Raw genomic sequence first — 23,643 nt, forward strand, 5'->3', positions numbered from 1 at the left:
TTGCCGGCAAGGGCGCGGCTGCGGCGTTGCGGCCGGCTGCCTGGCGGTTCTTGCCTGCGTGCAAGGTGGGATAGAATACCCGCTGCTCAAAGGAGCGCATCAAAATGATCATCCAGGCCTGACCTGCACCTTCCGCCACTTCCGGCAAGCCATCGCGGCCTTGCCGGAATGGCGCGTCCCTCCGGCGACCGCGCGTCCGCGCCCGCCGGGCACCCGTTTCACGCATCTCAAGTGTGTCGCAAGCCACAGGCAGGGCGGAGCCACGCGCGTTCGCCGGCCGGGCCCGTGGCGCGCGCGCGATGCGCATCAAGGAGTTCTCTTCATGACGGCATCCTCCAACCCTCAGGACGACAGCCTGGATCTGCTGGCCCACAATCAGGCAGCCTGGGACCAGCAGGCCGCGCAGGACTGCGAATGGTCGCGGCCCGTGACCCCCGGGATCATCGCGGCTGCTCGCGGCGGTGATCTGTCCGCCGCGCGCCTGACGCCGGAGCCGCTGCCGCGCGGCTGGCTGGACGCGGTCCGTGGCCTGCGCATCCTGTGCCTGGCTTGCGCCGGCGGCCAGCAGGCCCCGGTGCTGGCCGCGGCCGGCGCCGAGGTCACGGTGTTCGACCTGTCCGAAGGGCAGCTGGACCAGGACCGCGCCGTGGCGCGCCGCGAAGGGCTGGCGCTGAGCGCCGTGCAAGGCGATATGCGCGACCTGTCGGCCTTCGACGATCAGACCTTCGACGTGGTGTTCCACCCCATCTCCAACCTGTACGTGCCGGACGTGCGGCCCGTGTGGCGCGAGTGCTTCCGCGTGCTGCGGCCGGGTGGCCGGCTGCTGTCCAGCTTCTACAACCCGGTGGTGTTCGTGGGCGACCGCGATCCGCGATACGCGGAGCAGGGCCTGATCCGGCCGGCGCACCCGCTGCCCTACGCGGACACGCGGCATCTGGATTCCGCGACGCTGGAGGCCAAGCGCGCGCGCGGCGAGGCGCTGGTGTTCGGCCACACGCTGCAGGACCAGATCGGCGGCCAGCTCGATGCCGGTTTCCTGCTGGCGGGCTTTCACGAAGCGCGCCAGCCCCGGCCGCGTTTCGTGATCGACGGCTACCTGCCGACCTTCCTGGCCACCCGGGCCGTCAAGCCCGTCTGAGCGCGCGCGCGGCGATCAGCCCGGCACGGGCCGGTCGCTGCTGCCGCGCACCACCAGCGAGGGCGCCAGGCGCAGGCTGCCCGGATCGCCGCCGGCCAGTTTCTGCAATAGCAGTTCCAGGCCCAGCCGGCCCATCTGGTGCATCGGCGAATGGATGGTGCTCAGGCCGATGGGCAGCGCGCCGGCCAGCGGCGTGTCGTTATAGCCCACGATGGCGACGTCGCGGCCGGCTTCCAGCCCGCGCTCGCGCGCCGCGCCCATCACGCCCACCGCCAGGAAGTCGTTGACCGCGAAGATGGCGGTGGGGCGATCCGGGCCGGCCAGCAGGCCGGCGCCGACGCCGCGGCCGGCATCGGTATCGAAGGGACTGGGAATGCGCCAGCGCGCGGGTACGTCCACGCCGCGCTCGGCGCAGATTTCCAGGAAGCCGGCCGTGCGGTCGCGGCCGGTGCTGGCATACGGTTCGCCGGTCATCACCGCGATGCGGCGATGGCCCATGTCCAGCAGATGGCGCGCAGCCAGGCGGCCGCCCTCGATGTCGTCGCAGGTCACCGCGCAATGCGCGTCGGCATGGCGGCTGACCAGCACGAAGGGCACGCCGCGCGCGGCCAGTTCGGCCAGCAGCGGATTGGGGCTGGCGTCCGGGCCGCTGTGCGCATCGCCCAGGATCAGGCCATCCACGCGCCGCGCCAGCGCCATGTCGATCAGCTTGCGCTGCTTGTCCGGCTGGTCCTGGGTGTTGGAGACGAAGGTCAGGTAGCCGTGTTCGGCGGCGGCCTCGTCCACGCCTTCGTAGATCGTGGCCAGCACCATGTCGGACAGGCGCGGCACCAGCACGCCGATGCTGCGGCTGCGGCGGGTCTTGAGGCTGGCGGCGTGCGGATTGGCCTGGTAGCGCAGCTCGGCCGCCAGCGCGCGGATGCGCTCGACGGTGCCGGGCGCGGCCGCGCCGCGCGCATCGTCCTCGGAACCGTTCAGGACCCGGGACACCGTCGACACGTTCAGGCCGAGCTGCCGCGCCAGGCTTTGCAGCGTGACGGGACGGGATTTGTTCATGGGGCTGGAGGATACACGCTGGCGCGCGCCATGAGGCGCGCCGCCGGCGCCGCGTGGTCCCTGCCGGCGTCCCGCCGCTGAAATTCATCTAGGGTTTTCCCGGTGTCGCTTCCCGCCCAAAACCACTAGCATTCCGCAACCCAAACGTTTGGGTAAATCGACTGGACCGATCGCAATGACGACTGAAACGCAGAATTCCCGGTTCCGCTACCGGATCTTCACAATGGTGGTGCTGCTGGCGCTGATCAATTACATCGACCGTGGCGCCATGTCCTATGCCGCCGCCCACATCACCGGCGAATACGGCCTGGACCGGGGCGACTGGGGCTCGGTGCTGGGCTATTTCGGCTACGGCTACATGGTGGGCGCGCTGTTCGGCGGCATGCTGGCCGACCGCTACGGCCCGCGCAAGGTCTGGATCGTGGCCGGCGTGACCTGGTCGGTATTCGAGATCGCCACGGCCTGGGCCGGCGACTTCGGCCTGGCCTTCCTGGGCGGCTCGGCGCTGGCCGGCTTCGCCACCATCCGCATCCTGTTCGGCGCGGCCGAAGGGCCGGCGTACTCCATCATCAACAAGACCATCGCCAACTGGGCCACGCCGCGCGAACGCGGCTTCGTGGTCGGCTTCGGCCTGCTCAGCACGCCGCTGGGCGCGCTGCTGACCGCGCCGGTGGCGGTGGGGCTGCTGAGCCTGACCGGCAGCTGGCGCGCCATGTTCTACATCCTGGGCGGCGCCGGCCTGATCGTGCTGGTGTTCTTCATGCGCATCTTCACCGACCGCCCGGAAACCAATCCGCGCGTGTCGCCCGCCGAGCTGCGCGAGATCCAGTCGGCCCGCCAGCAGGCCGCCGCCGGCCAGGCCGTGGACGGCCCCGCGCTGCCGTGGTGGAGCTTCTTCCGCAGCAAGACGCTGATGCTCAACACGCTGGGCTATTTCTCGTTCATGTACGTGAACTTCCTGCTGTTGACCTGGACCCCCAAGTACCTGCAGGACAACTTCGGCTACAGCCTGTCCTCGCTCTGGTACATGGGCATGATTCCCTGGACCGGCGCCTGCGTCACCGTGCTGCTGGGCGGCCGCATCTCCGACCTGCTGCTCAAGCGCACCGGCAGCCTGAAGATCGCGCGCAGCTGGTTCGCCGCCGGCTGCCTGCTGGCCACCGCGCTGTGCTTCATGCTGGTGTCGCAGGCGCAGTCGGTGTTCGCCGTGATCGCGCTGATGACGCTGGCCAATGCGCTGAACGCGCTGCCCAACTCCGTGTACTGGGCCGTGGTCATCGACACCGCGCCGGCCAGCCGCGTCGGCACCTTCAGCGGCCTGATGCACTTCTTCGCCAACATCGCCTCGATCCTCGCGCCCACGCTGACCGGTTACCTGGCCGCGCGGCATGGCTATTCGGTGATGTTCGTGGCGGCGTCCATCGCTACCGCCATCGGCATGATCGCCATGCTGCAGGTGCGCCCCGGCGTCGCGCCGCGCCTGCCCGCCGGCGCCGCGCAGACCGGAGCCGCGCGATGAGCCGGCCCGCGAGCAACACGCCGCGCCTGGCGGTCGAACCGGGCTTCTTCGCGGGTCGCGGCTTCGCTGAACTGGCGCGAGGCATGGCCGAGGGGGCATTCAGCGCCGAGGATCTGGTGCGCCACGCCGGCGCGGCCATCGAACGGCTCAACCCGCAGCTCAACGCCTTCGTGCACACGGATATTCCCGCCGCGCTGGCGCAGGCGCGCGCGCTCGACGCCGAGCGCGCGGCGGGGCGAGTGCGCGGTCCGCTGCACGGCATTCCCGTGGCCATCAAGGACAACGTCGACACCGCCGACATGCCCACCACCATGGGCGCCGCGCATTTCCTGGGCCATCGTCCGGCGGCCGACGCGCGCTGCGTGGCGCTGCTGCGCGAAGCCGGCGCCATCGTGATCGGCAAGACGCTGACGCATGAATTCGCCTACGGCCCCACCGGCGACCGCAGCGTCCAGGGCGCCGCGCGCAATCCCTGGGATCCGGCGCGCATCACCGGCGGTTCCAGCGCCGGCAGCGCGGCGGCGGTGGCGGCGGGCATGGTGCCGGTGGCGCTGGGCACGGACACCGGCGGCTCGGTGCGCGTGCCGTCGGCGCTGTGCGGCCTGGTCGGCTTCAAGCCCTCGCATGGTCGCGTCAGCGATGCTGGCGTGTTTCCGCTGTCGCCCTCGATCGAGGACGTGGGCGTGCTGGCGCAGCGCGTGGAGGACGCGCGGGCGTTCATCGGCATCCTGAGCGAAGGCGCCATCGCCGATGCCGGGGATGCGAGCGATGCGCCGCGCATCGCCTGGCTCGCCAACGCGCCGTTCGCCATCGATCACGAGCCGGTCACCGCCTGCGCGCGCGCGGCGGCGGAGCGGCTGGCTGGCGCGGCGCTGCTGGACGGCGGCGAGGTCGCCTTGCACGCGCGCGCGCTGCAGGCCGCATTGAGCGCGATCCAGCGTTCCGAAGCCTACGAGGTGCACGCCGAGCGCGTCGAGCGCGAGCCCGGCAAGTACGACCCCGAAGTGCTGGAACGGCTGCGCGCCTCGCGGCCGGTGCAGGGTTGGGAGTACGTGCGCGGCCTGAAGGAAAGGGCGCGGCTGCAGACCGCGTTCGCGCGGATCTTCGAGCATGTCGACGCGTTGGCGCTGCCCACCGTCGCGATCACCGCGCCGGTCTTGCAGCAGCGCAGCGTCAATGGTCCGGGCAGCGCCGGCGTGCGTGAAACGCTGCTGGGCCTGACCAATCCGTGGAACGTGCTCGGCCTGCCGGCCATCAGCCTGCCCGCGGGCTTCATGGACGGACTGCCCGTGGGCCTGCAACTGGTGGGGCCGGCCGGCGCGGACGCGGCGCTGCTGGCGCTGGCGGCGCGGCATTGGAAGCCGGCGCGCGCTTGAATCCGGGCGGACATGCCTTGCGGCAGGCGGGCGCAGAGTAGGGCGGCATCACGCCGCGCCGCCTGCTGACAGCTTCCTGAAGCGTCGCTGCTCCAGCGCCGCGAGAGCCTTGATGCGCCTCGCGGCGCTTTTCTTTTTCCTCATCGTTTTCCCTTGCCCTTGCGGAGGGTTCTCCATGCCGCGCCACTCACGCACGGCCCGGGCGCGCAAGCGGCTTGACAGCCCCCAGACAGCAACCGGTCACACCCGGAGAACATTGCGTCTCTAGCCTGTGGCCCGTCAACGATGTCGGCTGTCATCCGGCGCCCTGCGACGCAATGACAGTGCGCCGCGTTCCACGCAAGGTCACTCATGTCTGAAAAAGAACACCCCGCCGTCACGCCGCCCGAAGACGTCCAGGGCGATCCGCCGGAGCAGATCCGCCCCGCGCGCCGCGGCTTCCTGACCGGCATCGCCGCGCTCGGCGCCAGCGCCACCGCGCTGGGCGCGCTGGGTGGTTGCTCCAGCGATGACAATGACGACGACAAGCCCGCGCCGCCGCCGGCTCCGCCGACACCGCCCGACACCACCAGGCTGCTGCGCGACAAGGTCAAGACCTTGGTCGTGATCTACGCCGAGAACCGCAGCTTCAATAATCTCTTCGCCAATTTCCCCGGCGTGGAAAAGCCGCTGTCCGCGCTCACCGCCGCCGACTACACGCAGTACGACCGCGACGGCACGGCGCTGCCCGCGCTGCCGCCGGTGTGGGGCGGCATGGTGCCGCAATCGCAGCAGGCCAACCACATCACTTATCAGGTGGACCAGGCAGCGCCCTACATGAACAACCTGGCCAACGCGCCGTTTGCGCTGGGCGGTCCTCAAGGCGAACCGCTGCCGCAAGGCGTGGTCACGCGCGATCTGTGGCACGTGTTCTATCAGAACCAGATGCAGATCAACGGCGGCAAGAACGACCGCTTCGTCGCCTGGGCGGATTCGGGCGGCCTGGTCATGGGCTACTACAGCGACTCGGCCTACAACCTGCGGCTGTGGAAGCTGGCCCAGGAATTCACGCTCTGCGACAACTTCTTCCAGGGCGCCTTCGGCGGCTCGTTCCTGAACCACCAATACCTGGTCGCCGCGCAGCCGCCGGTCTATCCGGATGCGGCCAACTCGGTGGCCAAGGTCCAGATCGCCCAGCTGCAAAGCGCGGATCCGACCGACACACGCCTGCAGCCCAAGCCCACGTCCCCGGCCAGCGCCCTTACCGGCAGCCCGCAGTTCGGCCCCAGCGCGCTCTCGCCCGACGGCTTTGGCGTGAATACCATGGGGCCGCCGTACTGGCCGGCGTTCTCGCGCAGCGCCGCCGATCCGACGCTGGCCGATCCCGCCAACCCGATGACCATGGTGCCGCAAGGCCACGCCAACATCGGCGACCTGATGACGGCCAAGGGCCTGGATTGGGCCTGGTACGCCGGCGGCTGGCAGGCCGCCGTCGATTCCACCGCCAACACCGGCTTTCCGGCCTCGCCCAACTTCCAGGCGCATCACCAGCCCTTCAACTACTTCAAGAGCACCGCGCCCGGCACACCGGCGCGCACGGCGCATCTGCGCGACGGCGGCCTGGGCGACATCACCGCGACCAACAAATTCCTGGCCGACGTCGAGGCCGGCAAGCTGCCGCCGCTGACCTTCTACAAGCCGCAGGGCAATCTCAACATGCATGCCGGCTACGCGGACGTGGAGTCGGGCGACCGCCACATCGCCCACATCGTCGACAGCCTGCGCAACAGCCCGCAATGGAAGAACATGGTGGTGGTCATCACCGTGGACGAGAATGGCGGCTGGTGGGACCACGTCGCGCCGCCCAAGGGCGACCGCTGGGGCCCGGGTTCGCGCGTTCCGACGCTGGTGATCTCGCCGTTCTCGAAGAAGGGCGCGGTGGATCACACCATCTACGACACTGGCTCGATCCTGCGCCTGGCCACGCGGCTGTTCGACCTGCCGGTGCTGGATGGATTGAAGGCGCGCGACGAGGCGATGAAGGGGCGCGGGCAGCAGCCGATGGGCGATCTGACCAATGCCCTGACGCTTGGCGCGTGATGTTCAGCGCTTGATGTGGAGCAGGGCGGTCGTCATGGCCGCCCTGGTCTTGTCTTGTGCAAGCCTGGGTTTGCCGGCAGGCAGATGGCAAGCAGGGGCTGTGCTGGTTCGGTGAGGCCATCCCGAGGACCGGGCGGGACGCAAGTCTTCAGTTCGATGCGTCGACGGCGGTGGTCGTGACGGCTTGCGATGCGTCCGGCCTCGCCGTGCGCGCGCGGCGCAGCGCCACCACCTGCTCCGCGCCGGCGGCGCGGGCGCGCAGCTGGCCGCAGCCGCCGTCCACGTCCTGCCCGGCGCTGTTGCGGATCTTGGTCAGCACGCCACGGCTGTGCAGGCTGCGGACGATCTCGCGGATGCGCTCGGGATCGGGGCGCTCGTAATCATCGCCTTCCAGGCTGTTGAAGGGAATGACGTTGAGCACGCCGTACTTGCCCTTGAGCAGGCGCACGATGGCGTCGAGCTCGTCGTCGCCGTCGTTGACGCCCTTGAGCAGCGTCCATTGATACTGGATCGGATAGCCCGTGTCGCGGGCGTACTGTTCGCCGAGTTCGACCAGCGCTTCGGGCGCGATTCTCGGCGCGCGCGGCAACAGGTGCGCGCGCAGTTCCGCCTTGGTCGTGTGCAGCGACAGCGCCAGCGCGGGCTTGATGCGCTGCCGGGGCAGCGCCTCGAACACGCGCGGGTCGCCCACCGTCGAGAACACCAGGTTCTTGTGGCCGATGCCGCCCTCGGTGCCGAGCAGATCGATGGCTTCGAGCACGTTCTCGAGATTGTGCGCCGGCTCGCCCATGCCCATGAAAACCACCTTCTTCACCGCGCGCATGCGCCGCGCCAGCACCACCTGGGCCAGGATCTCCATGCTGGTGACCTGCCGGATCAGGCCGCTCTTGCCGGTCATGCAGAAGCGACAGCCCACCGCGCAGCCGACCTGGGTCGAGACGCAAAGCCCATCGCGCGGCAGCAGCACGCTTTCCACCATCTGCCCGTCGGCCAATTCGACCAGCAGGCGCGAGCCATCGTTGCCGGCATGCTCGGATCGGACGCGGGCCAGGCCGTCCAGCTCCGCCGTCAGGGCGGGCACGGCGTTGCGCAGCGCCAGCGGCAGGAAGTGCTGGGAGTCGCGCCGCCGCGTGCCCTGGTCCAGCGGCTGGCCTTGCAGCCAGACGCGCATGAGCCGGCCGCGATGCACGGGCAGGGCATCAAGGGAGGCGAGACGTTGGTCGAAGTCGGCGTGGCGCATGGGGAAAGAGGCGGGCGACGCCAGATGCTGGTCGCCTGGCCTGTGCAGTCGAGCGAATTGATGAGCTTGCAGATTACGCGCTTGCAGATACAAAAAAGCCTCGGAACACAGTGTGTATCCAAGGCTTTTTTGTCTGGAATTTGGTGGAGCGGAGGAGGATCGAACTCCCGACCTTCGCATTGCGAACGCGACGCTCTCCCAGCTGAGCTACCGCCCCAAATCAAGCAAGACCGAAACTATACAGGAAAATTCCCGCGCTGTGCAAAAACGCTGGAAATTCTTATTCGAAGGACAGCGTGGCGATCACCGGCGCGTGGTCCGAGGGCTGTTCGTTGCGGCGCGGTTCCTTGTCGATGTCGCAGGCCACGCAGCGCTTGACCAGCGGCGCCGACAGCAGCACATGGTCGATGCGCAGGCCGGCATTGCGGCGGAAGCCGAACTGGCGGTAATCCCACCAGCTGAAGGACTTCTCGGGCTGCGGGAACAGGCGGAAGGAATCGGTCAGGCCCAGGTCGAGCAGGGCGCGGAAGGCGTTGCGCTCGGGTTCGGACACCAGCACCTGGCCTTCCCACTTTTCCGGGTTGTGCACGTCCTCGTCGGCCGGCGCGACGTTGTAGTCGCCCAGCACGGCCAGGCGCGGGTATTGGCCGATCTCGTCGGCCAGCCACTTGCGCATGCCCTCGAACCAGGCCAGCTTGTACTCGTATTTGTCGGAACCCACGCTCTGGCCGTTGGGGCAATAGGCGCAGACCACGCGGACGTCGCCGTCCGGGCTGGGCAGCGTCAGCGCCAGCACGCGCTGCTGCGGGTCCTCGAAGCCGGGGATGTTGCGGACCATGCCGGCGCCGGGCGCGCGCGACAGGATGGCGACGCCGTTGTAGGTCTTCTGGCCGGCCCAGACGGCGTGATAGCCGGCCTCGGTGAAGGCGGCTTCCGGGAATTTGTCGTCGGTGAGCTTCAGTTCCTGCAGGCACAGCGCGTCGACCGGATTGGCGGCCAGCCAGTCCAGCACCTGGGGCAGGCGCACGTTGAGGGAGTTGACGTTCCAGGTGGCTAACTTCATGGTCATTTTGGTCATGGTTCTTGCGGCTTTCCTGACGGTCTGCCTGGCAGGGGCCGCTGGACTGCGGATTCAGCGGGTGGCCTGATGCACAGGCTGGGCGCGAGGATGCGCAAGATGATACCGCGCCTATCGATTCCTCCCTCCAGCCCGTCGCGAAGGGCGGCGCGGCTCCAGCCGGCCTGCGGACGTGGTGGGGCATTGTCCGTATTTTTGGAAAATTGTTTTCCGTCAGTGAAACATTTGCTAGCATCAATCATCCGGCACTAATTTTCTCGAAATCTCCATGAACAAGCTGAAGTGTGCTTGGCGTGCGGCTTCGAATTCGGCGCGTCGAAGTTGGCGTCCATTCCTTCTGGGACTCTTGATTTCTTTGTTGTTGGCGGCCTGCGCCCTTGGGCTGCTGATTGAATCCGAGCGTGCAGAGCGCGCCGCTTTCGCCATCGGAGGAACCCTGATCGGCATGATTTGCCTGGCCTTGCTCATCGGCAGGAAGTAAGGATGAGGCCTGCGGACGCCTGCCCAATGTGCGGGTGATGTTTGACTCTAAAGTAACTTCAGGCTTTTCAATCAAGCCCAGGTCAATGCCGCAAGGCGATTTGGAGTCCGACATGGGCATACTGAAGCATCTTTTGGGAGGCGGCCATGGCAGCCGTCACGGCTACGGTTCACACGGCAACCGGCACGGCCAGAACGGATCCTACGGTGATCCGAACCTGAATCCTCAACCCCGCCAGGCCGCGCTTGCCTGCGGCGCTTGCGGCGCGGCGCAGGCCGCGGGCGGCCGGTTCTGCGCGCAATGCGGTGCATCGCTGACGCCGGCCGCGTGCGCGCAATGCCGGGCGACGCTGGCGCCCGGCGCGAGTTTCTGCGGACAGTGCGGCGCGCGGGCGCAGGCTTGACGCGCGCTTGTGCGCCGGCGTGGCGGCGCCTGGCGCGGATGCGCGATGCTGTACTGATGGCGACGTCGACCCGCGCTCAAGGCGCGCTAGATGACGGTTCCCAGGCGGCTTCGAGCCGCCGTCAGCGCGCGCTGGCCGGCGCCGCCATGGCGGCGGCCGGCTCGCGAAAGGCCAGCCAGGCATGCAGCGCTCCGGCATGTACATGCGAGGCCACGCCGAATCCCATGGCGAGCGCGATCCCGCCCAGGGCGGCCGGTCCGGCGTCCCGTGTGCCCAGCAACATGGCGGCCAGTTCCGGCAGCAGCCCCGAGGCGGCGCCCGCCGCCAGGAACAGGGCGCCGGCCGTGGCCTGGGCGGTGGCGGCGTGCTGGCGCGCCAGCGCGGCGCGGTCGGCATAGCCACGGCGGCCATGACGATAGTGGGTGCGCAGGATCGCGACAGCATTGCCGGCAGCGACGATGAGGGGCAGCGACCACCAGAAATACGGGTTGTCGCTGCGGGCATCGATGCAGAGCAAAACGACGACGAAGGCGAAGGTGGGCGAGGCCAGCGTGCAGATCGCCCAGGACAGCAACAGCCAGGTCCGCCACGGGCCGCGCCAGCGCAGGCTGGGCGGGGCGGCGGCAGCGGCGGGCGACGAGTCCGGCGCCGAAGCGCCGAGCCAGGGCCGACGACCGTTGGCGTCCATCGTGCCGGTGCTGGGTTTGTCCGAGGATTGCAAGGCGCCACTCCGTCCGTTGGGCTGGCCGGCGGCGTGCGCGAACCGCCGGCGAGGCCGGGGGATTTCCCGGTCCATACCTATAGACGTTTCAGGGCATGTGAATCCGCACAGTTTTTTCGTAACACTGTGCGTCGCGGCGACGCCTACTGTTCCGGCCCGCTGTTGAGCATCCGGCTGCGGGCCTTCTCGATGTGCGAGCGCATGATGTTGCGCGCGCCCTCTGCGTCCTGCTCGCGGATCAAGCGGTAGATCTGGCGGTGTTCGTCGATGGCGGCGCGGGTGCGCTTCCAGGGTTCGATATGGACCAGCTGCCGCATCACGTTGACCGCGTGGCTGACGTCGTACTCGAGCGACTTGAGCACCTGCACGAAGCGCTGGTTGCCGGTGGCGGCGGCGATGGCGCGATGAAAGCCGAAGTCGTGGTGGTGGGCGATGTTGCCGGACGCGTCCGCATCCTCGTAGCCGGCCAGCATGCGGTCCATTTCCTGCAGGTCGCGTTCGCTGCGGCGCAGGGCCGCGAAATAGGCGCACTCGGGCTCGATCACCATGCGCAGCTCCAGCCCTTCCAGGATGTGGCCGACGCGCCGGGCCGGGTCGACCGCGGGCATGCCGCCCATCAGGTCGGGCTTGGCGCGCACATAGGTGCCCGAGCCGCGCCGCGAGTCCACCAGCTGGTCCTCGCGCAGCCGGTCCAGCGCCTGGCGCACGACCGGGCGCGACACGTCGAACAGCGCGGCCAGTTCCAGCTCGGCGGGCAGCTTGCTGCCCGGCGCGATCTTGCCGGTGGCAATGGCGTAGAACAGGCTCTCGTAGACGCGTTCGGCGAAGCGCTCGGCCCGCACATAGCCCAGGCCGGACGCGACCTCGGCCAGCGCATCCAGTTCGGGCCTGGGCCGGCTGGCGGCCTGCAGCAGGGCATCGAGCTGCGGGTCACGCGTGTTGCTCATCGCTGCGCTCCTTCTGTCTGGGCTTGCGGCTTGTCATGCGCGTTGACAAGACCGGTGCGGCGCGGGGGCGCGCAATCCTAGGGATAACCCGAGTCGGGCTGGAAAATTCCTGAAGCTTGGGACAAAAGCTGTCAATGCAATTGACAAGTTGTCGGGCGCTCCCGTAATTTTCCATCAAATCACAAGGCCTGTGCGATCGACGCGCGGGCCGCGTTTCCGGCTCCCGCCGGAGACGCCCGGGAGACTCGGCGGCGCAGCCGCCAGCCGTTTCAGCAACTGGCCGTCCGGCCGCCACTTTACTGCGCACATCGTGAGCCAAAAGAACTTCATCGCCAATCAATGGGTGGCCGCCGCCACCGGTGACACCATTCCCGTGCTGAACCCGTCCGACGGTCAGCAGTTCGAGACGATCGCGCGCTCGGGCCAGGAAGACGTGGACCGCGCCGTGGGCGCGGCGCGCGCGGCGTTCGAGGGCGAGTGGGGGCAGATGGCGCCGGCCGTCCGCAGCCGTCTGCTGATGCGCATCGCCTTCGCGCTGCTCGACCGCCAGGAAGAACTGGCGCAACTGGAATCGGCCGACACCGGCAAGCCCATCAAGCAGGCGCGCGCCGACGCCGCCGCCGTGGCTCGCTACTTCGAGTTCTACGCCGGCGCGGTCGACAAGCTGCACGGCCAGACCATTCCCTACAACCCGGGCTTCACCGTGCTGACCGTGCGCGAGGCGCATGGCGTGACCGGCCACATCGTGCCCTGGAACTACCCGCTGCAGATTTTCGGCCGCAGCGTGGGCGCGGCGCTGGCCGCCGGCAACGCCTGCGTGGTCAAGCCGGCCGAGGATGCCTGCCTGTCGCTGCTCAAGCTGGCCGAGATCGCGGCCGAGGCCGGCCTGCCGGCCGGCGCGCTGAACATCGTTACCGGCTACGGCCACGAGGCCGGCGCGGCGCTGTCGGCTCATCCGGGCATCGACCACATCTCCTTCACCGGCTCGCCGCAGACCGGCAAGATGGTGGCGCACGCCGCCGCCGACAACCACGTGCCCGTCACGCTGGAACTGGGCGGCAAGTCGCCGCAGATCGTGTTCGACGACGCCGACCTGGACGCCGCCATGCCTGTGCTGCTGGCCGCCATCATCCAGAACGCCGGCCAGACCTGCTCGGCCGGCAGCCGCGTGCTGATCCAGCGCGGCGTGTACGAAACCGTGCTCAAGCGCCTGTCCGAGGCCTTCGCCGCCACCGTGACCGGCCCGGCGGCGCAGGACCTGGACGTGGGCCCGCTGATCAGCGCCCGCCAGCACGACCGCGTGCGCGGCTTCGTCGCCGAAGCCGAGGCCGAGGGCCTGAAGGTGGCGGCGCGCGGCAAGCTCAAGGACGGCGCGTCCGCGTCCGGCTACTACCAGGTGCCGGTGCTGTTCCGCGACGTGCCGCCGAACAGCCGCCTGGCGCAGGAGGAAGTGTTCGGCCCGGTGCTGGCCGCCATGGCCTTCGACACCGAAGCGGAAGCGGTCGCGCTGGCCAATGGCACGCTTTACGGCCTGGTCGCCGGCGTCTGGACGCGCGACGGCGCCCGCCAGCTGCGCCTGGCCCGCCAGCTGCGCGCCGGCCAGGTCTTCGTCAATAACTACGGCGCGGGCGGTGGGGTGGAACTGCCGTTCGGCGGTTCGCGCCAGTCGGGTTATGGCCGCGAGAAGGGGTTCGAGGCGCTGTATGGCTTCACGACCTTGAAGACGATCGCGATCAAGCACTGACGCGTCGGCGTGGTTTTTGTAGCAAGGCCGAGGCCGCGCCGGGTGCGCGGCCTCGGTTTTTTTGTTTTGGGGAGACACGTGCGCCGACTCTTCATCGGCCTGTACGCGTCCTGTCTTTTCGGGAGAGGGGTGCGCTATTTGTTGTGACGGGATGCGGGCATGGCTGCGGGCCGACCCAGGCGGTTTTGGCGGGGGCGAGAATGTTCCACAGTATTGCGGAAGACTGCCGGGCAGGGGCGTGGATCCTGATGTGGAAGGACTGCATGCGCCGAACCCTTTTTTTGTGGGATTTAACGGCGCCATAAAAATCAAGGACTTACGGAAGGGGTGAAAATTTGGGTGTTTGGAACCCGGGGAGTGGTTTTTTCTTTAGAATCAAGCGGCTGTGGAGTTTGATGCACAGTTCGCTGCCGTATAGGCAGCTTAGAAAGCGTCGCCGCCTACGTGGTGGCCGGCCTGCTGGTTCGCTGCCGTATAGGCAGCTTAGAAAAGGAAGATCTTTCCGGAGCGCGGCTCGGTCTTGTTCGCTGCCGTATAGGCAGCTTAGAAAAATTCGCCCGCGTTCATGCCATCACCTCCACGGTTCGCTGCCGTATAGGCAGCTTAGAAACGCTCAAAAGGTCGCGATGGGGAAGCTGGCGAGTTCGCTGCCGTATAGGCAGCTTAGAAATCGGTCAGCCCGCGGGACAGGAGCCAAGCCTTGTTCGCTGCCGTATAGGCAGCTTAGAAATGCCGGCGGCAACGGCCCCCAAGATCGCCCACGTTCGCTGCCGTATAGGCAGCTTAGAAAACGGGCGACCAGGGCGCTGCCTCTGCCACGGGGTTCGCTGCCGTATAGGCAGCTTAGAAATGACCCAGGTCGAGATCGGCAGACGCGTCGACGTTCGCTGCCGTATAGGCAGCTTAGAAAATGCAGCTTGAGGAATTCGAGGCGGTCAGGCTGTTCGCTGCCGTATAGGCAGCTTAGAAAGAGGTGTCGGGCCACGTGCCGGACATGACGACGTTCGCTGCCGTATAGGCAGCTTAGAAAAGCGTGGCCGTGCCGACGGTCAAGAAACATTTGTTCGCTGCCGTATAGGCAGCTTAGAAATTCATGCGGGCTTGCACACCAGGGGCAGACGTGTTCGCTGCCGTATAGGCAGCTTAGAAATTCACCGGATGAGAAGTCTTTCCACACGCCGCGTTCGCTGCCGTATAGGCAGCTTAGAAAGAGTTGTCGGCCAGCTCGTTGATGAGGTGTTCGTTCGCTGCCGTATAGGCAGCTTAGAAATCCAGTCGTCTTTGGCGAGCAGGTTGCAAGCAAGTTCGCTGCCGTATAGGCAGCTTAGAAATGAATGTGCGCCCCGAGAACCACCGCGACGAGGTTCGCTGCCGTATAGGCAGCTTAGAAAAGAACCGCCGGCGCCCCTTGGCTCGTAGTAGCGTTCGCTGCCGTATAGGCAGCTTAGAAAATGCTGATGGCTCAGGAAGCGGGCGTCGCAATGTTCGCTGCCGTATAGGCAGCTTAGAAATGCTGGACCAACGCTATCGGGGGAACTCCCCGGTTCGCTGCCGTATAGGCAGCTTAGAAATCAAAGCCGCATATGACCAGGCTGTATGGATGGTTCGCTGCCGTATAGGCAGCTTAGAAATACGGACGTTGTGAACGTCCCCCGGACGTTCAGTTCGCTGCCGTATAGGCAGCTTAGAAAAACGATGCCGGCCGCCTTAGCCGCCAGCTCAAGTTCGCTGCCGTATAGGCAGCTTAGAAACGTGTCATCGTTGTGCGCGCTCAGCACGCGCCGTTCGCTGCCGTATAGGCAGCTTAGAAACTTGTATTGCTTGCCTGTAATCGGCTTGACCCGTTCGCTGCCGTATAGGCAGCTTAGAAATATCGGCTTCGGCTGCGTACTCATGTAACTCGGTTCGCTGCCGTATAGGCAGCTTAGAAATTGCGCTCCAGCTCTGCTGCTGCATTCTCCCCGTTCGCTGCCGTATAGGCAGCTTAGAAAACTACCAGACCCTGAAGGATGCCGAGCTGCTGGTTCGCTGCCGTATAGGCAGCTTAGAAAAATCTCACGCCCTGGCGAAGGCGCGCTCCAGGGTTCGCTGCCGTATAGGCAGCTTAGAAATGGCGCGCGGCCACGCACGTCGAGCCCGAGCCGTTCGCTGCCGTATAGGCAGCTTAGAAATCATCAAGCTTGACCGGGTCTGTGATCCCGAGGTTCGCTGCCGTATAGGCAGCTTAGAAAAAGCTGCAGGCGATACGCGGACTGTCGCAGGGATTCGCTGCCGCATAGGCAGCTTAGAAAAAGACGGCCGCGCGCGTCGAATGGCTGCGCGAGTTCGCTGCCGCATAGGCAGTCAAGACTATGAGTGTTCCGATGGTCTGCTCTACTTCTGCCCATTCGCCGCCGTCCCCGCCGCCACCAGGGACATCACCCGGCCCGAAGCCAAATATCGGTTAACGTTGATGTTTCGTTTCACGGGCGCGCCGCGCCCCGCATCAGGATTCGTATGTTCACAGGCATAGTCCAAGGCACCGCGAAGATCGCCAAGATCGCCGACCGCGAGGGCCTGCGCACTTTCACGCTCGATTTCCCGCCGGGTTTCTGCACCGATCTGGCGGTGGGCGCCAGCGTGTCCACCGACGGGGTCTGCCTGACCGTGACCGAGCTGACGGGCCCGGACCAGGCCACCTTCGACGTCATGCTGCAAAGCCTGGCCATCACCACCCTGGGCGCCTATCAGGAAGGCGACCGCGCCAACGTCGAGCGCGCGGCCAAGGACGGCGCCGAGATTGGCGGGCATCCGCTGTCGGGGCACGTGGACTTCACGTCCGAAGTGGTGATGGTCAAGTCGTCGGACACGAACCGGCTGATGCGCTTCAGCATTCCCGAGGACTTCCGCAAGTACGTGTTCGCCAAGGGCTATATCGCCATCAACGGCGCCAGCCTGACCGTGTCCGAGGTCAACCGCGCCGAAGGCTGGTTCGAGGTCTGGCTGATTCCCGAGACGCGCCGGATGACGGTGTTCGAGGACAAGCAGGTCGGCGACGCCGTCAACATCGAGATCGAGCGCGGCACCCAGGTGGTGGTGGACACCGTGCGCGAGACGGTGCAGGAAAGCCTGGGCAAGCTCCAGCCGCTGCTGGAGGCGATCCTCAAGGAAAAGGGACTGTCGCTGGAGGACTTCGTGACTCCGCAGCAGGTCAAGCTGAAGTAAAGCCCTTGAGGCACGACTTCTAAAGCCAGCCCCTTAAAGCCGGATCCTGAAAGCAAACCGCCCCGCGACACGAGGCCGGGGGCGGCAGGGGCCGCGCAACACATCATGCGCCCGCGTCCGGCTCCGTGCCGGCGCGGGCGCATGCCGTTCAGCCGGCGAAGGCGCGGCCCAGCGGCTTGACGCGGATGCCGGGACGCAGACGCGTCCAAGGCAGGTCGGCGGGGTCGGCCTGCATGGGGCCGGGGGCCTTGGCCACCAGCACTTCGTGCGCGATGGGCTGGAAGTCGGCGCGGAAGTGGACCGAGCTTTTCACCACCAGGATGGACATCTCTTCGGGCTGCACGCCGCCGACGCGGAACAGGTTGCGGTCCAACATCTGCGTCTTGGTGGCGCTGACCACCACGCGCACGCCGCCGATGCGCAGCGTGGCCACGGCGCCCAGGTCCACGTCCATGCCGTTCATCATGGGGCCGTCAAAGCGCAGCCGGCCCGGCGAAAGCGTCTCGACCGTGAACTCGCCTTCGAAGGGGCCGTCGCCGGCCACGCCGGATTGCCCGCCCAGGCGCAGGCGCAGCCTGGCGCCGACGCCGGCGGCCACTGCCTGTCCCACCACTTCGGGGTCGTAGAACAGGCCCAGCGCGGCGTTCTGCGCGTCGGCCTCGACCAGCGCGCGCAGCATGCCGGTGGTGTTGGCGTCGCCGCCCGCGCCGGGATTGTCCTGCGTGTCGGCGATGACCACCGGGCGTGAGGCGCCGGCGGCCAGGGCCTGGGCGCGGCGCACGGCCTCGGCGGGTTCCAGGAAGTCGGGCGACCATTGCGGTTCCAGCGCCAGCACGCGCTGGTACAGCGTCTCGGCGGCCTGTTCGGCGGCGGCCGCGTCGGTGCCGTAGGCCCAGACCACCGGGCCGCATTCGTCGAAGTCGGCGGCGGGGAAGCCCGGCGCGAAGGAGATCGACACCACGCCCGGCGCCTGTTCCAGCTGCGCCAGTTCCTCGTAGACGCCGCGCGATGGCTGCAACAGGGTGCACATGCCGTTGATCGGGATCAGGAAGGGCAGGCGGCGCTCGGCGCGGTGCCAGTTGGCGCCGGCTTCGAGGCGGGCCAGCAGCAGGCGGGCGGCGTGCTCGCCGGTGTCGGCCATGTCCACGTGCGGATAGGTGCGGAAGGCGGCCAGGCCGTCGGCCTCGCCCAGCATCTGGGCGGTGACGTTGGCGTGCAGGTCCAGGCTGGCGATGACGGGCACGGTCGGGCCGACGGCCTGGCGCACGCGCGCCAGCAGCTCGCCTTCGCCGTCGTCCAGGTGCTCGGCGACCATGGCGCCGTGCAGGTCCAGGTAGACGGCGTCGTAGCCGCCTTCGCGCGCCGCCTCGACGATCTCGCCGGCGATGCGCTCATAGGCGTCGGTGGTGACGTGGGCGGACGGGCTGGCGCCGGCCCAGATCACGGTGCGCACCGTGTGGCCCTGCGCCACGACGGCGTTGATGAAGCCGCCGGCGGGGATGTTCACCTGCCGCAGCGCCAGCATGGCCTCGCCGCGCACCATGGCGGGAAAGCCCTCGCCGCGGACGAAGTTGTCGTAGCCGGCCTTGGACGGCGCGAAGGTATTGGTTTCGTGCTGGAATCCGGCAACCAGGATGTGCATGTTGGGTTTCCTGTCGTGGCGTTCAGGCGCGCGCGGTCGCGTGCGCGGGTTGGGACGGGCGGTTGACCAGCAGCAGCAGGGCGCCGGCCACCAGCAGGGCGGAGATCGCGTACAGACCGCCGGCCAGCGAGCCGGTCGATTCCTTGACCCAGCCGATGATGGACGGGCTGAGGAAGCCGCCCAGGAGGCCGATGCTGTTGATCAGGGCGATGCCGCCGGCGGCGGCCTCGCCCTTCAGGTACTGCGACGGAATCGCCCAGAATACCGTGTAGGAAGCCCACATGAAGCCGGTGGCCAGCGTGATGGCGGCCAGCGACAGCGCGAACTGGGTCGGCGCGGCGGTGGCCACGCACAGGGCGACGCCGGCCAGCAGGGCGGGCACCAGCGTGTGCCAGCGGCGTTCCTGCATGCGGTCGGAACTGCGCGCGAACAGCAGCATGAAGGCGGCCGCGGCGATATAGGGCACGGCCGAGTACAGGCCGATTTCCATGGTGTCCTTCACGCCGGCCAGCTTGAGCAGCGTGGGCAACCAGAAGCTGACCGCATAGATGCCGCAGATCAGGCAGAAGTAGGTCAGCGCCATGCCGTAGATGGCGGGGTCGCGCAGCACCTGGCGGAAGGCGTGCTTCTGCTGGCCCGAGCGCGCGTCCAGGTCGGCGGCCAGCAGCGCCTTTTCCTCGGCGCTGAGCCACTTGGCCTGGGCGGGCTTGTCGTCCAGGTAGCGGTAGGCGACGATGCCGATCAGCACACAGGGCAGGCCTTCCAGCAGGAACATCCATTGCCAGCCGTCCAGGCCGTGCGCGCCGGAGAAGGCCGTCATGATCCAGGCCGACACCGGGCCGCCGACGATGCCGCCGATGGGGCCGGCCAGCATCACCACCGCCATGACCCCCGCCATGCGCGACTGCGAGTACCAGTAGGTCAGGTAGAAGATCATGCCGGGCGCGAAGCCGGCCTCGAACACGCCGAGCATGAAGCGCAGCACGTAGAAGCTCCATTCCCCCTGCACGAACAGCATGGACGCCGAGGTCAGGCCCCACAGCACCATGATGCGGCTGATGGTGCGGCGCGCGCCGATGCGGGCCAGCAGCAGGTTGCTGGGCACCTCGAACATCACGTAGCCCAGGAAGAAGATGCCGGCGCCCAGTCCATAGACGGCGTCGGAGATGCCGATGTCCTGCTGCATCTGCAGCTTGGCGAAGCCGATGTTGATGCGGTCCAGGTAGGCAAAGACGTAGCACAGCAACAAGAACGGCAGCAGACGCCATGTGATCTTGCGGTACAGCGGTCCCAGGCGCGGGTCGGCGCCCGGCGTGGCGGGATGGGGCATTGCATGTCTCCTGCGCGGGTCTGCGCCCGCGGTCGATAAAGGTAGCCTCGGCGCCGGAGGGGCCGTGGAGGCGCAATTATCGGAAGGGCAGTGTGTTCGAAGCAATGACCTGGAATATGAATTATCGTTGCTGATAGGGCAACGATTGGGAAAGGAATCGATATGCAGGAAATCAGCCAGGGCCGCTTGCGCTACTTCCATGAGGTGGTCGCCTGCGGCTCGGTGCGCGGCGCGGCCGAGAAGCTGGACACGGCGGCCTCGGTGGTCAGCCGCCAGATCCAGCTGCTGGAGAAGGAGCTGGGCGTGGCGCTGTTCGAGCGCCGCTCGCGCGGACTGACGCCGACCGAGGCGGCGGACATGCTGCTGGAGTACTACCGCGCCTGCCGCGCGCAGCAGGAGCATCTGGGCGCGCGGCTGCAGGAACTGCGCGGCATGCAGCGCGGCAGCGTGCAACTGATGATCAGCGAGGGCTTCATCGACAGCCTGATGGAGCATGTGGTCGGCCCGTTCTGCATCGAGCATCCGCGCATCAATATCAGCGTCAACGTCGGCTCGGTCAACGAGGTGGTGGAGGCCGTGGCCTCGGACGCCGCCCATATCGGCCTGGCCTACAACCCGCCGGTGGATCCGCGCCTGCGCTGCCGCGCCAGCCGCAAGCACCCGGTCTGCCTGTTGACCCGTCCGGACCATGCGCTGGCGCGCCACCGCGCGCCGCTGACCATCGCCGACATCCTGCCGTATCCCTTCGCGCTGATGTCCGCGCCCTACGGGTTGAGGCAGGCGGTGGATCTGTTGGAGTTCACCGAGCGCATCCACCTGACGCCCAGCCTGACCACCAACTCGCTGCGCGTGCTCAAGCAGTACGCGATGAGCGGCGCCGGCGTGACGCTGATGCCCAACCTGGGCGTGCATCACGAAGTGGCCAGCGGCGAGCTGGTGGCCCTGCCCATCGCGCATCCGATCCTGAGCGCGCCGGAATGCCAGGCGCTGCTGCGGCTGGGCCGGCCGCTGTCGTCGGCGGCAAGCGAGCTGATGCGCCGCATCGAGCTGCGGCTGCCGGCCTTCAGCGAGGGCGGGGCGGGCAAGGGAGGCAAGGCAAAGACCGGCCAGTGACGCGGCATTCCGGGAACAATGCGCTGGAAAGCGCCACCCATGGCTGATGCAGGTGCGGAAATGGCGGTATCAGGCCGTTTCGAGGCAGATATTGCCCGCTTCGGATAAGATCCAGGCACACCCGGAGGTACTCATCATGTCGGTCATGTCCGATATCAAGATCCGCCCGCTGGAGCGCGGCGACCTGCACTTCGTGCACAAGATCAACAACAACGACGTCATCATGCGGTACTGGTTCGAGGAGCCCTACGAGGCTTACGACGAACTGGTCGCGCTGTACGACCGCCACCTGCACGACCAGAACGAGCGGCGCTTCATCATCGAGCGCGACACCGGCGAGCCGGCCGGGCTGGTCGAGCTGGTCGAGATCGACTATATCCACCGCCGCGCGGAATTCCAGATCATCATCGCGCCCAGCTACCAGGGGCGCGGCTACGCCAAGGCGGCCACGCGCATCGCGGTGGGCTATGCCTTTCGCGTGCTGAACCTGCACAAGGTCTACCTGGTGGTGGACAAGGACAATGCCGCCGCCGTCCATATCTATGAGCGCTGCGGCTTTCGCATCGAGGGCCTGCTGAAGGAGGAGTTCTTCTCCAACGGCGCCTATCGCGATGCCTATCGCATGGCGCTGTTGCAGCATGACCATCTGCGCGAGGTCGGCCCGGGCGCGCCGGACGCGCCGGTGCTGCGCGACTGGCCGCAGGAAGAGCAGGCCGGCTGAGTCCGGACGTATGCTCAGGTCCGGTCCCGGGGCGGCGCGCTGTCCCGGGGCCTTGTATTTGGTGGAACCCGGCCGGCTTCAGCCTTCCCGGCCGGAAACGCTTTCCCAGTTCAAGCCGAACTTCAGCAGGTACTTGCGCAGCCGGTCGGCGTCATTGACCACCGTGCGCTGGGTGCGCGAGCGGTCATAGAGCTTGCGGCCCGCCTCGGACAGCGAGTCCGATTCCCGGCACACGCCGATGACGGCTTCCAGCTGCATGCGGTCGAACAGGTCCAGCGCGTCGGCCGCGCCGTCGGGCAGCACGGCGTCCAGGCGGATCTTGCCGCCGCCGCTGCCGGCGGGCGCGCCGCGCTGCCACAGCCAGTGCAGGCGCTGGATCTCGGCGTCGACCAGCTCAACCGGAATGCGTCCGCCGTCGGCCAGCGTCGCCAGCCGTGTCACGCTGGCCGACAGGTCGCGGAAGTTGCCGGTCCATTTGGCCTCGGCCGACTTGGCGAATTTCAGATAGCGCGTCCGCGCCTCGGCATTGAAGCGGACCACGGCGCCGGTTTCCTCGGCGGATCGCATCAGCAGGTGATCGACGTTGGGCTCGATGTCCTCGGGTCGCTGCGCCAGGCCGGGCAGGGCATAGGACCAGAGGTTGATGCGCGCATACAGGTCTTCGCGAAAGCGCCCCTGCGCCACGTCCACGCGCAGGTCGCGGTGGGTGCCGGCGATCAGCTGGAAATCGCTGCTGGTCTCGCGGTCGCTGCCCATGGGCAGGAAGCGTTTTTCTTCAACGGCCTTGAGCAGCATGGCCTGTTCGTCCAGGCCCAGTTCGCCGATCTCGTCCAGGAACAGCACGCCCTGGTGGGCGGTGCGCAGCAGGCCGGCCCGGTCAGCGGCCGCGCCGGTGAAGGCGCCTTTCTTGTGGCCGAACAGCGTCGAGGCGGCGCCGTCGCCGCGCAGCGTGGCGCAATTGACCTCGACGAACTCGCCCTGGACCTGATGGCGGGATTTCTTCAGTTCGTACATGCGCCGAGCCAGATGCGACTTGCCCGCGCCGGTGGGGCCGGTCAGCAGGATGGGCGCCTGCGAGCGCACCGCCACTCGTTCGATCTCTTCGATCAGCCTGTTGAAGGCCCTGTTGCGCGTGGGAATGCCACTCTTGAGGAATTCCAGCGCGTCGTCCCGCGCCTGGCTGAAGCGGCGGGCCAGCACGTCGTAGCGCGACAGGTCCAGGTCGATCAGCGTGTACTTGCCGGGACTCTCGCCCGCCTGCTTCCTGGGCGGGGAAGTCTGCAACAGCACGCCGGGAATGGTGCGCGATTCCACCATCAGGAACATGCAGATCTGCGCGACGTGGGTGCCGGTGGTGATGTGCGCCCAATACTGCTCGCGCTCGGGATCGAAGCGGTAGCCGCGCGTCCAGTCGTACAGCGCCGCGTACATCTCGCCGAAATCCCAGGGATCGGCGAAGTCCATCGGGATCAGATTCACGACGGTGTCGGGCGACAGATTGGCGATGTCCTGCTCCACCAGCCGCGCCAGGGCCTGGTGGCGCGTTGGATAGAACAGCTCCAGCCGGTCGATCAGCGTGTCCTCGTGCTGGACCAGCGATACCGTGGGCCGCCATTTCGACCAGCGGCCCGCGCCCTGGCCGGCATCCAGCTGGGTGCCCAGGAAGCCGATGACGACGTTCTTCTTTTGCATGGGTCGGGATAGCTGATTAGATAAATGGCTAGCTAATATTCTATACAAATCAGAAGTGAAGCATCAGCCTGGATTCTGTTTATCGCTGCGAAAAATATTTAATCTCTGGAAAATCAATAGCTTGGAAAATTTCTCCAGCGCTGGCCTAAAAGCTGGCAC

18 protein-coding genes, 1 tRNA gene and 1 CRISPR repeat array are annotated in these 23,643 nt (G+C 67.3%); of the genes, 9 read left to right on the top strand and 10 right to left on the bottom strand.

Going from position 1 to position 23,643, the window contains the following annotated elements:
* Positions 1-322 precede the first annotated feature (322 nt).
* Positions 323-1,138: a class I SAM-dependent methyltransferase gene (locus AC6LJ5_RS22785; protein ID WP_498141705.1), complete on the top strand. Its 816-nt coding sequence runs from the start codon at positions 323-325 to the stop codon at positions 1,136-1,138.
* Between the two features lie 15 nt (positions 1,139-1,153).
* On the opposite strand, the gene AC6LJ5_RS22790 is transcribed toward AC6LJ5_RS22785, so the two are convergent.
* On the bottom strand, positions 1,154-2,194 hold the full coding sequence (locus AC6LJ5_RS22790) for a LacI family DNA-binding transcriptional regulator (RefSeq protein WP_103273898.1): 1,041 nt from the start codon (positions 2,192-2,194) through the stop codon (positions 1,154-1,156).
* Between the two features lie 175 nt (positions 2,195-2,369).
* Here AC6LJ5_RS22790 and AC6LJ5_RS22795 point away from each other — a divergent pair, with 175 nt between their 5' ends.
* From AC6LJ5_RS22795 to acpA, 3 genes are all read left to right on the top strand, one after another.
* Complete coding sequence (locus AC6LJ5_RS22795; RefSeq protein ID WP_103273899.1) at positions 2,370-3,713, top strand: MFS transporter; 1,344 nt, start codon at positions 2,370-2,372, stop codon at positions 3,711-3,713.
* On the top strand, positions 3,710-5,089 hold the full coding sequence (locus tag AC6LJ5_RS22800; RefSeq protein WP_498141706.1) for an amidase: 1,380 nt from the start codon (positions 3,710-3,712) through the stop codon (positions 5,087-5,089). The genes AC6LJ5_RS22795 and AC6LJ5_RS22800 overlap by 4 nt, the downstream gene beginning before the upstream one ends.
* A gap of 351 nt (positions 5,090-5,440) precedes the next feature.
* Positions 5,441-7,168 (top strand): acid phosphatase, encoded by a 1,728-nt coding sequence (gene acpA / locus AC6LJ5_RS22805; protein ID WP_498141707.1) that lies wholly within the window; start codon positions 5,441-5,443, stop codon positions 7,166-7,168.
* 148 nt (positions 7,169-7,316) lie between these two features.
* Here the strand turns inward: acpA and AC6LJ5_RS22810 are convergent, their stop codons facing one another.
* The 4 genes from AC6LJ5_RS22810 to AC6LJ5_RS22825 all read right to left on the bottom strand — a co-directional run bounded on the left by AC6LJ5_RS22810 (position 7,317) and on the right by AC6LJ5_RS22825 (position 10,081).
* A complete protein-coding gene (locus AC6LJ5_RS22810) occupies positions 7,317-8,408 on the bottom strand; it encodes an RNA methyltransferase (RefSeq protein WP_103273902.1) in 1,092 nt (363 codons plus the stop codon).
* 141 nt (positions 8,409-8,549) lie between these two features.
* Positions 8,550-8,625: transfer RNA gene (locus AC6LJ5_RS22815), tRNA-Ala, on the bottom strand.
* A gap of 63 nt (positions 8,626-8,688) precedes the next feature.
* Positions 8,689-9,471 (bottom strand): exodeoxyribonuclease III, encoded by a 783-nt coding sequence (xth, locus tag AC6LJ5_RS22820; protein ID WP_392409533.1) that lies wholly within the window; start codon positions 9,469-9,471, stop codon positions 8,689-8,691.
* A gap of 253 nt (positions 9,472-9,724) precedes the next feature.
* Complete coding sequence (locus tag AC6LJ5_RS22825; protein ID WP_498141708.1) at positions 9,725-10,081, bottom strand: hypothetical protein; 357 nt, start codon at positions 10,079-10,081, stop codon at positions 9,725-9,727.
* Between AC6LJ5_RS22825 and AC6LJ5_RS22830 the strand changes: the two genes are divergently transcribed.
* Positions 10,080-10,370 carry a double zinc ribbon domain-containing protein gene (locus AC6LJ5_RS22830; protein ID WP_103273906.1) on the top strand — a complete coding sequence of 97 codons (291 nt, stop codon included), beginning with the start codon at positions 10,080-10,082 and terminating at the stop codon, positions 10,368-10,370. The genes AC6LJ5_RS22825 and AC6LJ5_RS22830 overlap by 2 nt on opposite strands.
* 121 nt (positions 10,371-10,491) lie before the next feature.
* Here the strand turns inward: AC6LJ5_RS22830 and AC6LJ5_RS22835 are convergent, their stop codons facing one another.
* Positions 10,492-11,091, bottom strand: coding sequence for a hypothetical protein (locus AC6LJ5_RS22835; RefSeq protein ID WP_498141709.1), 600 nt, complete (start codon positions 11,089-11,091; stop codon positions 10,492-10,494).
* Between the two features lie 143 nt (positions 11,092-11,234).
* On the bottom strand, positions 11,235-12,038 hold the full coding sequence (locus AC6LJ5_RS22840) for a FadR/GntR family transcriptional regulator (protein ID WP_103273908.1): 804 nt from the start codon (positions 12,036-12,038) through the stop codon (positions 11,235-11,237).
* A gap of 310 nt (positions 12,039-12,348) precedes the next feature.
* Between AC6LJ5_RS22840 and AC6LJ5_RS22845 the strand changes: the two genes are divergently transcribed.
* Entirely contained in the window at positions 12,349-13,782 is a 1,434-nt protein-coding gene (locus AC6LJ5_RS22845) for an aldehyde dehydrogenase family protein (RefSeq protein ID WP_498141710.1), read from the top strand.
* Positions 13,783-14,184: 402 nt separating this feature from the next.
* Positions 14,185-16,073: a CRISPR direct-repeat array (repeat unit 28 nt; unit sequence GTTCGCTGCCGTATAGGCAGCTTAGAAA).
* Positions 16,074-16,278: 205 nt separating this feature from the next.
* Entirely contained in the window at positions 16,279-16,986 is a 708-nt protein-coding gene (locus AC6LJ5_RS22850; protein ID WP_103273910.1) for a riboflavin synthase subunit alpha, read from the top strand.
* 148 nt (positions 16,987-17,134) lie between these two features.
* Here AC6LJ5_RS22850 and AC6LJ5_RS22855 read toward each other — a convergent pair whose 3' ends face one another.
* Both AC6LJ5_RS22855 and AC6LJ5_RS22860 read right to left on the bottom strand, forming a co-directional pair.
* Positions 17,135-18,628, bottom strand: a complete 1,494-nt coding sequence (locus tag AC6LJ5_RS22855; protein WP_498141711.1) for a M81 family metallopeptidase — start codon at positions 18,626-18,628, stop codon at positions 17,135-17,137.
* Between the two features lie 22 nt (positions 18,629-18,650).
* Entirely contained in the window at positions 18,651-19,958 is a 1,308-nt protein-coding gene (locus AC6LJ5_RS22860; RefSeq protein ID WP_498141712.1) for an MFS transporter, read from the bottom strand.
* A gap of 162 nt (positions 19,959-20,120) precedes the next feature.
* On the opposite strand from AC6LJ5_RS22860, the gene AC6LJ5_RS22865 reads away from it, so the two are divergent.
* Together AC6LJ5_RS22865 and speG are read left to right on the top strand one after the other, a co-directional pair.
* Positions 20,121-21,071: a LysR family transcriptional regulator gene (locus AC6LJ5_RS22865; protein ID WP_103273913.1), complete on the top strand. Its 951-nt coding sequence runs from the start codon at positions 20,121-20,123 to the stop codon at positions 21,069-21,071.
* 136 nt (positions 21,072-21,207) lie between these two features.
* Positions 21,208-21,792: a spermidine N1-acetyltransferase gene (gene speG, locus AC6LJ5_RS22870; RefSeq protein ID WP_103273914.1), complete on the top strand. Its 585-nt coding sequence runs from the start codon at positions 21,208-21,210 to the stop codon at positions 21,790-21,792.
* Positions 21,793-21,870: 78 nt separating this feature from the next.
* Here speG and rtcR read toward each other — a convergent pair whose 3' ends face one another.
* The gene (rtcR, locus tag AC6LJ5_RS22875; protein WP_498141713.1) at positions 21,871-23,484 is read right to left on the bottom strand and encodes an RNA repair transcriptional activator RtcR; all 1,614 of its coding nucleotides are present in this window, start codon (positions 23,482-23,484) and stop codon (positions 21,871-21,873) included.
* Between the last annotated feature and the right edge of the window lie 159 nt (positions 23,485-23,643).

Source organism: Achromobacter sp. 1011791174, assembly GCF_059760925.1.